This is a genomic window from Photobacterium sp. Ph5, assembly GCF_022129445.1.
Taxonomy (GTDB): domain Bacteria; phylum Pseudomonadota; class Gammaproteobacteria; order Enterobacterales; family Vibrionaceae; genus Photobacterium.
Genome location: NZ_JADQAQ010000025.1, coordinates 53,598 through 63,119 on the forward strand (window position 1 = coordinate 53,598; position 9,522 = coordinate 63,119).

10 protein-coding genes are annotated in these 9,522 nt (G+C 36.1%); 9 read left to right on the top strand and 1 reads right to left on the bottom strand.

Annotated elements, in window-relative coordinates; genetic code table 11:
* The first annotated feature begins 181 nt into the window (after positions 1–181).
* A complete protein-coding gene (locus I3259_RS11430) occupies positions 182–712 on the top strand; it encodes a helix-hairpin-helix domain-containing protein (RefSeq protein ID WP_238029744.1) in 531 nt (176 codons plus the stop codon).
* A 91-nt stretch (positions 713–803) separates the two neighbouring features.
* Here the strand turns inward: I3259_RS11430 and I3259_RS11435 are convergent, their stop codons facing one another.
* A complete protein-coding gene (locus tag I3259_RS11435; protein WP_238029745.1) occupies positions 804–1,907 on the bottom strand; it encodes a nucleotidyltransferase family protein in 1,104 nt (367 codons plus the stop codon).
* A 262-nt stretch (positions 1,908–2,169) separates the two neighbouring features.
* On the opposite strand from I3259_RS11435, the gene cobU reads away from it, so the two are divergent.
* The 8 genes from cobU (at position 2,170) to I3259_RS11475 (ending at position 9,428) form a co-directional block, all read left to right on the top strand.
* Positions 2,170–2,724, top strand: coding sequence for a bifunctional adenosylcobinamide kinase/adenosylcobinamide-phosphate guanylyltransferase (gene cobU / locus I3259_RS11440; RefSeq protein ID WP_238029746.1), 555 nt, complete (start codon positions 2,170–2,172; stop codon positions 2,722–2,724).
* 15 nt (positions 2,725–2,739) lie between these two features.
* Positions 2,740–3,366, top strand: a complete 627-nt coding sequence (locus I3259_RS11445) for a histidine phosphatase family protein (RefSeq protein WP_238029747.1) — start codon at positions 2,740–2,742, stop codon at positions 3,364–3,366.
* 35 nt (positions 3,367–3,401) lie between these two features.
* A complete protein-coding gene (locus I3259_RS11450; RefSeq protein ID WP_238029748.1) occupies positions 3,402–4,868 on the top strand; it encodes a cobyric acid synthase in 1,467 nt (488 codons plus the stop codon).
* An 883-nt stretch (positions 4,869–5,751) separates the two neighbouring features.
* Positions 5,752–6,231: a hypothetical protein gene (locus I3259_RS11455; RefSeq protein WP_238029749.1), complete on the top strand. Its 480-nt coding sequence runs from the start codon at positions 5,752–5,754 to the stop codon at positions 6,229–6,231.
* A gap of 236 nt (positions 6,232–6,467) precedes the next feature.
* Positions 6,468–7,073: a histidine phosphatase family protein gene (locus I3259_RS11460; protein WP_238029750.1), complete on the top strand. Its 606-nt coding sequence runs from the start codon at positions 6,468–6,470 to the stop codon at positions 7,071–7,073.
* 505 nt (positions 7,074–7,578) lie between these two features.
* Complete coding sequence (locus I3259_RS11465; RefSeq protein ID WP_238029751.1) at positions 7,579–7,854, top strand: hypothetical protein; 276 nt, start codon at positions 7,579–7,581, stop codon at positions 7,852–7,854.
* A 198-nt stretch (positions 7,855–8,052) separates the two neighbouring features.
* Positions 8,053–8,982 carry an SPFH domain-containing protein gene (locus I3259_RS11470; RefSeq protein ID WP_238029752.1) on the top strand — a complete coding sequence of 310 codons (930 nt, stop codon included), beginning with the start codon at positions 8,053–8,055 and terminating at the stop codon, positions 8,980–8,982.
* The gene (locus I3259_RS11475; protein WP_238029753.1) at positions 8,979–9,428 is read left to right on the top strand and encodes an NfeD family protein; all 450 of its coding nucleotides are present in this window, start codon (positions 8,979–8,981) and stop codon (positions 9,426–9,428) included. The genes I3259_RS11470 and I3259_RS11475 overlap by 4 nt, the downstream gene beginning before the upstream one ends.
* The last annotated feature ends 94 nt before the right edge of the window (positions 9,429–9,522 follow it).

The following is a 9,522-nucleotide window of genomic DNA, read 5'->3' on the forward strand; positions in this document are numbered from 1 at the left end:
AAATTACTTTAAAAACATATAGATAAATTTATAAGTAAAAGAAAAGGAGAGTCTTTACTTATGGTTTAAGCTGTAAAGGTGAATAAAAAACGATGATTTAAACACTTTATGATGTTTTATTTTATCTTTTGGCTTCAATCGTCTTTAATTTACACAGGATTATTTATAAAGGAGCTTTCCTATGTTTAAAAAACTATTATTAACACTAGCATTTATTCTGCCATTTGCATCTCAGGCTGCATCAACAGATACCACTAAGCTTATCAAGAAATGTGAAACTAAATACAAGGCGGATAAGCAGAAAAAAATGGATTGTATAACTAAGGTGAAGAAGTCTGCGAAGAAAGACGCAGAAAAAGCGAAAAAGACATCTACATCTAAAGTAACAGAGACTAAAAAAGATCTTAAGGCAACATCATCAAAGCTTGATAGTAAAAAGGATGCAGTTAAAAAGTCTGCCACAGATGCTAAGAAAACGACCGCAACAAAGTCAAAAACAGCCGTTAAAAAACAGCTTAAAGCCGTAAATGTGAATACCGCATCTGCGTCAGAGCTTGCAGCATCGTTACCTGGCATTGGTGAAGCAAAAGCAAAAGCGATTGTTGATTACCGTAAAAAGCATGGCAAATTTAAAAGTACTAAAGACTTAGAAAAAGTAACAGGACTTGGCGAGAAAAGTGTTAGTTCAATGAAGAAATACTTGAAGTTCTAACATAAGTCTTTTCTGTAAACCTCTTAAACCCCTAAACTATTTATTGGTTGAAAGTGTTTAAGAGGTTTTTATTTGATGAAATAGAAACACATTAGTAAATAATTTCTTCATCTTCCTCATGAGGCATTAAATTCAATACGCCTCGTTTAATTATGTGCGGAACAATAGCATAAATAGGCATGCGTTTTAATCTACCACGAAAACGTAATGATTTAACGGCAAAACGGTAATTTGAGTTTTGGTGTTTAGGAAAAGCATTACTCATAACTTCAGTCAGTCTTTCTTTATAAAGCCAGAAAATTACACGATGAGATTGATATTGGTTTAAAAATTGCTGCATGTCGCTGGGAATAGTTAAATCGAATAAATCATGACATAAGGAAAGAGCAAGATACAAACTGCTATCTTTTCCTATTTGCTGGTGTAGTTGAATTAAGTTATGCCAGAATAATCGCTGCTGACCATAATGCTGAAATTGTAAATTCAAATCGTAGATATCACGTAAACCATGATGAAAATCAACCTGATTAAACAGCATAATAGCTTGATGAAGTACCATGGCTTCAGGGGATAAGAGCGTTGCTGGGTAAGCAAGATTTGGCGCTGTATGATGATGAAGTAAAGGCGCTTCTTGTAATTTATGTGTTAGTGTCTTAGGTAATAAATGATAATGAATAGCTAGTTCAGTGCGTCTGTCTTTGTGAACTAACGGGGTCGTTTGCTGAGACCAACGACAATAGAAGGTTTCCTCGTAGTCGGTTACATATTTATAACGCCATCCATTATTTAATAATTGTTTTAAAACCATATCAACAAATGACTCAGAAATTAAAATATCAATATTGTTTTTGATCCTGCCTGCAAATATCTCGACTTCAGAAAGTTGTAATGCGCTACCACGGATATAGCGCCATGAAGGTATTATACCGTTTAGCTGTTTGGCTAATTCGTGATGTTCAAACCTTAATGATTGCTTTTGTTTTTCAAAACTATGAAAACCTGAAATTAACTGTTGCTGAAAAAAAAGTGGTAGTTCTTGCCAAATCTCATGACGTTCACAGGTCTTTTTTAGTTGTCCTAGCAATGATAAATATCGAGCTTCAGTGATGATTTGATAAAGGGATTTTGAATCTAAGGTAAGTAAAACTGTTGGAACTCTCAACACATCAATAAGCCGTACTTGTTGAGATGTCATAATTCCCCCCCCCCGAACGATTGTTTAATTTATAGCCTAAGTATTAGTCGTTGATGATAAAAATCAAATTTAGTCATAATGAAATAGGATTTTTATTGTTCTGCAGTCTTACAATTAAGACGTTTTTGGTATTTATGGCGGTAGCCCCCAAGTCTGATGAGCGTAATTATTTTTTATTCATGTTCATAACTGTGAAATGTTTCAATACACTATGGAGTTAATAAGTTAACATACTGTATTTTAAATGATTAATAGGTTTGTTATGTATGAATATCCGTTTGAAGGTACAGAACTGATCCTTGGTGGTGCCCGTTCTGGTAAAAGTTGTTTAGCGGAACAACTCGCAGAACAATCTGGCTTGATTGTTAAATATATTGCGACAGCAACTACTTGTGATAGTGAAATGGCTGAACGTATACAAAGACACCAACAGCAACGTCCCTCGCAGTGGATGCTAATCGAAGAACCTTATGATTTGGCAACTGTTATTCGTGAGCATGGTAATAACCAGACCTGCCTACTAATTGATTGTTTAACGTTATGGTTAAATAACTGCTTATTTCAGCCCATTGGTCATTATTCATGGGAAGATGCAAAAGCAGAATTTTTGCAAGCGATTAGCCAAGCGAAAGGGCGTATCATTTTAGTGAGTAATGAAGTAGGGCAAGGAATAGTGCCACTAGGTGAGGTTTCTCGCCGATTTGTCGATGAGAGTGGTTGGCTGCATCAAGCGATTGCGAAACAATCAGCGCGGGTAATATTTGTAACCGCAGGTATACCACAAGTTTTAAAAGGTCCGACACTAAGCTTTGTATAATCAGATGAGAATCTAATGGCAAAAATAACCCAAATAGATATTCTACGACACGGTTTACCTGAAGGTGATAATTGCCTACGAGGCCACACTGATTTTGTACTAACTGAACAAGGTTTTGAGCAAATGAAGACGGCTATCGAAAATCTTAAAGAACTTGATTGTGTTGTAAGTTCCTCCTTACAACGTTGCTCTTCATTTGCTGATCAAATAGCACAAAAATTCACGATTAATGCTTTGCAGAGCGATAGCTGGCGAGAAATGGATTTTGGCGATTGGGATGGGTTAACGCGTAAGCAGTTAATAGAAGAACTCGGTGATGATGTTGATCATTATTGGCACAATCCATGGCAAGTGTGTGAAGACGGAAGTGCACCACATAATGGTGAAACACTAGATCAATTTGATATTCGAATAAAACAAGCTTGGCAAGACTTGTTGGCACAGCATAAAGGCAAAAAAATTCTACTGGTCACCCATTCTGGTGTCATGCGTCAATTACTACGACAATTGTTAGAAATGCCACGCAATACCACTTACCTTCATCGCATTCATTTACCTTATGCTGCAAGAATGCGTATTACTGTCTATCATGATGACCATCAAGATTGGCCTCAACTTCAATGGCCACCATTTTGTAATTAATTGCAATATATTTACAGGATTTAATAAAAGAAAATATGGAAAAAATAATTAAAACAACACGGACATTAATGGTTCAAGGTACGACTTCAGACGCAGGGAAAAGTGTGCTCGTTGCAGGTATTTGCCGTGTACTTGCGCGTAAAGGCATTCGTGTTGCGCCATTTAAACCACAAAATATGGCGCTTAATAGTGCTGTAACGAAAGATGGCGGCGAAATTGGTCGAGCACAAGCAGTACAAGCTTTCGCTTGTGGTATAGAGCCCACCGTTCATATGAATCCTGTGTTATTAAAACCCAATACTGACATTGGAGCACAAGTTATCGTTCAGGGTAAGGCGTTGGAAGACATGGATGCAATTGGCTATAACAGCTATAAGCAAATTGTAATGAAGCCAATATTAGAATCTTTCCAGCGGCTTACGGAAGAATATGATGCGGTGATAATAGAAGGTGCTGGTAGCCCTGCTGAAATTAACCTGCGCGAAAATGATGTTGCGAACATGGGCTTTGCTGAAGAAGCTGATATTCCTGTGATTATTGTTGCTGATATAGATAGAGGAGGGGTATTCGCTCATCTTTATGGCACATTGGCTCTATTATCTGAATCTGAGCAAGCGCGAGTAAAAGGCTTTGTTATAAATAGATTCAGAGGAGATATTAAATTATTAGAGTCAGGGCTTGATTGGCTTGAACAAAAAACAGGTAAACCAGTTATTGGTGTGTTGCCTTATCTACATGGCTTAATGTTAGAAGCAGAAGATGCCATTGATGTTCAACAAGTAGATATTAAAGACAACTCAATTACGGTTATTGTTCCTGTTTTACCACGTATTAGTAATCATACTGATTTTGATCCTTTGCGCATGCATCCACAGGTCAACTTACAATTTATTGGTAAAGGGCAAACAATACCGCCTGCTGATTTAATCATCTTACCGGGCTCTAAAAGTGTACGCAGCGATCTCGATTATCTACGGTCTCAACACTGGGATAAACAGATACAGCGTCATTTACGTTTCGGTGGCAAAGTAATGGGAATATGTGGCGGTTATCAAATGCTCGGAGAGTTAATCTCAGATCCTTATGGTATTGAAGGCGAGTGCGGAGATACACAAGGGTTGGGTTACTTACCGATAACAACAGAGATCACTAAGTATAAACAGCTCAAACAAGTATCTGGAACGCTCATTTTTCCGGCACAAAAGACAGTTGCTGTATCTGGTTATGAGATCCACGCGGGAGTCACTTCAGGTACAACAAAGCAAGATGCACCTATAAAACTCAACGATAGTGTTGATGGCATGTTGGGTGTAGAAAACCAAGTTTTTGGTACATATTTACACGGGATCTTTGAGCGGAAATCTGCTTGTGATGCGATCTTAACGTGGGCTGGTTTAACAGATATACAAACGCCTGACTTTCAACAGATGAAAGAAGCGGGAATTGATCAGGTAGCTGATGCGATAGAGCAGTATTTAGATTTAAATAAATTAGGACTTTAAAGGATCTAATATAAGAAGATAGTTACCAATATATTATATTGCAAAGTATCATCTTATCGTTGAAATAATCTACACATATCAGGGTGTATTTCTTAATTGTATTGGTAAATGTGAATTGTATTATATTTGATAAATGAGTTAATTATGTTTTGTTATTAAAATAAAAGAAATCAAAAATATAATGATACCTAAACTAACATTGAAAACGTAAAAACAATAAAAGCTATACTTTTAATAAACAAATGAAGAAGCTTGCCAGTGGCTGATGTACTTACTTTAAAAGATAGCACCATATTAGCAGGTACAGCTGTTACTGGTGATATTGTAAAATTATAACATCAGATAGCAGCTTAACGATGATGTGTACTGTTAAACCCTCATTTTATAAACTATAAGATACCGGGTTAGTAGGCGTATAAAGCTATCATAGTTAATAAATATCGTTCTAGAGAATTTAGTATTATATCTGTCAATATATTACCTGTAGTAACATGAGGTTATACGATTGGAAAAGCTGAAAAGGATTCACAATTAAGTAGGTAATTTGATTACTTAGTTGTTATTTTGTGCGGTTAATCTCTCATAAATTAAATGAAATTTAAATTGATTATTTTGCGATAAGGGACAAGATTAAGTATGTAACATGAATACTATCCGGCTTCTATAGTGATTTACTTCTCAGTTTTTTATATTTCAATGTCTATTTATAATATTAATTACCATCTGTACTGGTGAAAAAATACAGAAAGTATGTATAAAACTTACATATTTAGTTTTAGCGGGGTTACTGATTGTTTTGATGACGCATAACATTGCTGTTAAACTAATTCAAAAGGACGTTTCTTCTTTGTATTGTAGCTGTTATTGATGTTAAAGGAATAATATGAGTAAGCTGTTATGTATCGCATCTTTATTAATGATGATGTGTTCATTAAATGTGAAAGCAGAGGATTGGAACTCATCAAGTATTGACGGACATTACGTCTTATCTGCGTTGATCACACCACCAGAAACAGGTGGGAAAAAGTTATTCTTTAAACTTTATAAAGCGAAGTATAACAATAATGGTTTTGAACGTTTTTTAAGTCAATGTAATATTCAAGGGCTTAACGGCACAGTATCCATGGTTATTAATGGCAAAACAATTGAGATGGAAAAGCATTGTAAGCGAAATGAAGACAATCTAAATTATTGGGCTTATACACCTAAGAGTAATAACGATTTAACATTTGTTGTATCTCAATTTAGAAATACAGAATTTGTCGATATAGAAAAAACGTTTGTTAATGTTTATAAACAAAAGGATGATTTGTTTTTTCATATATCAACGCAACGTTTTAGCGATATCTGGATGAGTCGCTAACTATAGCCATAATGCTTATGAGGGGGTAGGTTTACTCACTATTCTCTCTCTTTCTGCTCTTCTTTATAGATAGCCCCGATTTTATTCAATCTTAATATTCTGTAAATCATTGATCTCTTCGTAATGTTGATTACACAATAGAGTTTTTTATATATTCAATTCGGTATTTAAAAGAGTGTTCAACTTGTCGTAAGGTGATAAGTGGTGTAATTTCCTTTAATCGCAAGGGGAATACAATGTCAAAAAGCATTTATCTATTACGTCATGGTCAAACAACGTTTAACGCTCAGCAACGCTTACAAGGACATTGTAACTCAGGTTTGACGGAATTAGGGAAAGCACAAGCATCTATGATTGGTGCATCGCTCTGTCAAAAAATTGGTAATAAAAAGCAATGGGCTGTTTACTGTAGTCCACTCGGTCGAGCGATTGAAACAGCGACAATAGTCTGTAAAGAATTAGGGATTGATAGCAATTGTATTGTGACCGATGAACGCTTAAAAGAGTTTAATTTAGGTGATTGGGAAACATGTTTTATTCCAGATTTAGTTCACAATAATCCGAAGTTATTAAATCATCGCGATTGGTATTTATCCGCACCAAATTGTGAATCGTATGAATCTGTTGTTCATCGGATCAAAGAATTTTTAGATGATAACTTCATTCCCGATCATCTTATTATTGTTTCGCATGGACTAACAGGTGCAGTGTTTAGAGGTGTGTATGCAAACATGAGCTACAACGAAACCTTTGAACAAGACTTACCTCAAAATGCCTATTTTTTGTTGGCAGATCATAAAATTAGCCGTATACAATGTGAAGTGTCAGTTGAGGTAGTTTAAAAGTAACGCATACTTGTTGTTTATTATTGCTTTTGTAAATTTTAAAATGTTATAGTTTTAAGGCTTTAAGCGACGGCTTGAAGCGGGGAGTGCAGAGAATAATAGTAATCAGCGACTATAATCTGGCTTATCACGGGTTGTGCCGACCTAGCTTGCGGTGACGTTAAGTTAGGACATCGCCGACATGGCGGGATTAAGGTTCGATGAGATTGGAGCTGACTCATCGTTGTAGGTATTCCAAAGTCCTACCTCCCACCTTAAATAGATACATACTCTTTATAACTTGTACTACTAACGGCCTTTTGTAAATTTCAGTTTTCCGTTAGAGAAGATGTAGATTGTGGACACCACGCTATATGTTCATCTTTGATTCATCTTTAGTCAGTTAATTTAGTTAAAAGCTAAAAATAACTGCTATGTGAAGTACAGAACAGATTAAGAAGGCGATAGTAACCAGTGTGTTAACTATTATCCTTCCAAAAATATTATAAAGAGAGGCTTAGCCATGAAAAATTTACTTACTGGTTTTGTTGCTGTAGTTATTGGACTATTTACTATTTCTTTTGCTGCAATTATGGCTCTTTTGATGGGGGTTGCGGCATTAATTGCAAAACCATTTATTAAGCGCAAATTAGCATCAGAAGGTGTTCAATTTGAAGAGCGAACTTTTAGTGAAGGTTTTGCAGGACGAGATCGAAAAGTTGATACGGATTACCGTCAGCAATCAACACATACTGTGATTGATGGTGAGTTTGAAGATGTAACTATGCGTAAATGCTAATTATTTAGCCAGCATTAATACAGAATAAGATTAAATTGAACGCTAAATGTTTATACATTTGGCGTTTTTCTTTATTTGCTGATTGTTCATTTTTAATCAATATTTTCTCTTTTTAACTACGTCTCATTTCTTGTGTGTTGATGCATATTAATTTTCCACGATGGTACAATGTTTTAACGCTTATTAGGGAGAGACGCTATGCCATATGATTCGTTAATTACAATTGCTATATTTATTTTTGTTGCGATAGTTATTATTGCATCTTGTGTTAAAACGGTTAGTCAGGGCTCTGAATGGACAGTAGAGCGCTTTGGACGCTATACCAAAACACTTCGTCCGGGTCTTAATTTGATTATTCCTTTTATTGATAAAGTCGGTAATAAAGTGAATATGATGGAGCGAGTGTTAGATATTCCCGCTCAAGAAGTTATTTCTCGTGATAATGCTTCAGTAACAATTGATGCAGTTTGTTTTATTCAAGTATTCGATGCGGCAAAAGCAGCATATGAAGTATCAGATCTTGAACTCGCTATTCGTAATTTAACGTTAACGAATATGCGTACGGTGTTGGGTTCTATGGAACTTGATGAAATGCTATCGCAACGAGATACCATTAATAGCCGTCTACTCACCATCGTCGATCAAGCGACCAATCCGTGGGGAATTAAGATCACGCGTATTGAAATAAAAGACGTACAACCGCCTACAGATTTAACCGCTGCTATGAACGCGCAGATGAAAGCAGAACGAAATAAACGTGCTGAAATTTTAGAAGCTGAAGGTGTGCGCCAAGCTCAAATTCTCCGTGCTGAAGGACAAAAGCAATCAGAAATTTTAAAAGCTGAAGGTGAAAAACAGTCAGTGATTCTGCAAGCAGAAGCGAGAGAGCGTGAAGCCGAAGCTGAAGCTAAAGCAACGAAAATGGTATCAGATGCAATAGCGAATGGTGATGTTAAAGCAATTAATTACTTTGTCGCACAAGGCTATACTGAAGCACTAAAAGCGATAGGGCAGTCTGAGAATGGTAAAGTTATAATGATGCCACTAGAAACTACAGGCTTGATGGGATCTGTTGCCGGAATTGTTGAGCTATGGGGCAATAAAAAAGATAAAGGTGGGAATGCATGATCGACTTACTAGAACAAATGAATTTCTGGCATTGGATAGCAATAGGCTTAGTGTTGTTGCTACTTGAATTGCTTGGCACTGCTGGGTATTTATTGTGGCTTGGTATTTCAGCTGTTCTAGTTGGTATTTTATTATTTATATTACCTGTTTCATGGCCTTTGCAGTGGGTTTGTTTTGCAGTGTTTGCACTCTTTACAACTTGGCTATGGTGGCGTTATCAGCATAAAAAAGATAAGACAGATGCTTCTATTTCAAAATTAAATCAACGTGGCGCTCAAATGATTGGGCAAATTATCACTGTAGAAAAAGCAATGAATGCCGGAAATGGTCGATTGCAGTTTGGTGATACTACATGGAGTGTAAAAACAGATGTTGATTTAGTTGAAGGGCAGAAGGTTGTGGTTGTTGATGTAGAAGGAATAACGTTAATTGTGACCCCTTCATAATAAAGATGCGCAGTAATAATCTTACTGCGCATTTAATTATTCCTGATTACCACCGAGACTCAGCTAAGGTTAATAACTTCTCTGGCATCGGTGG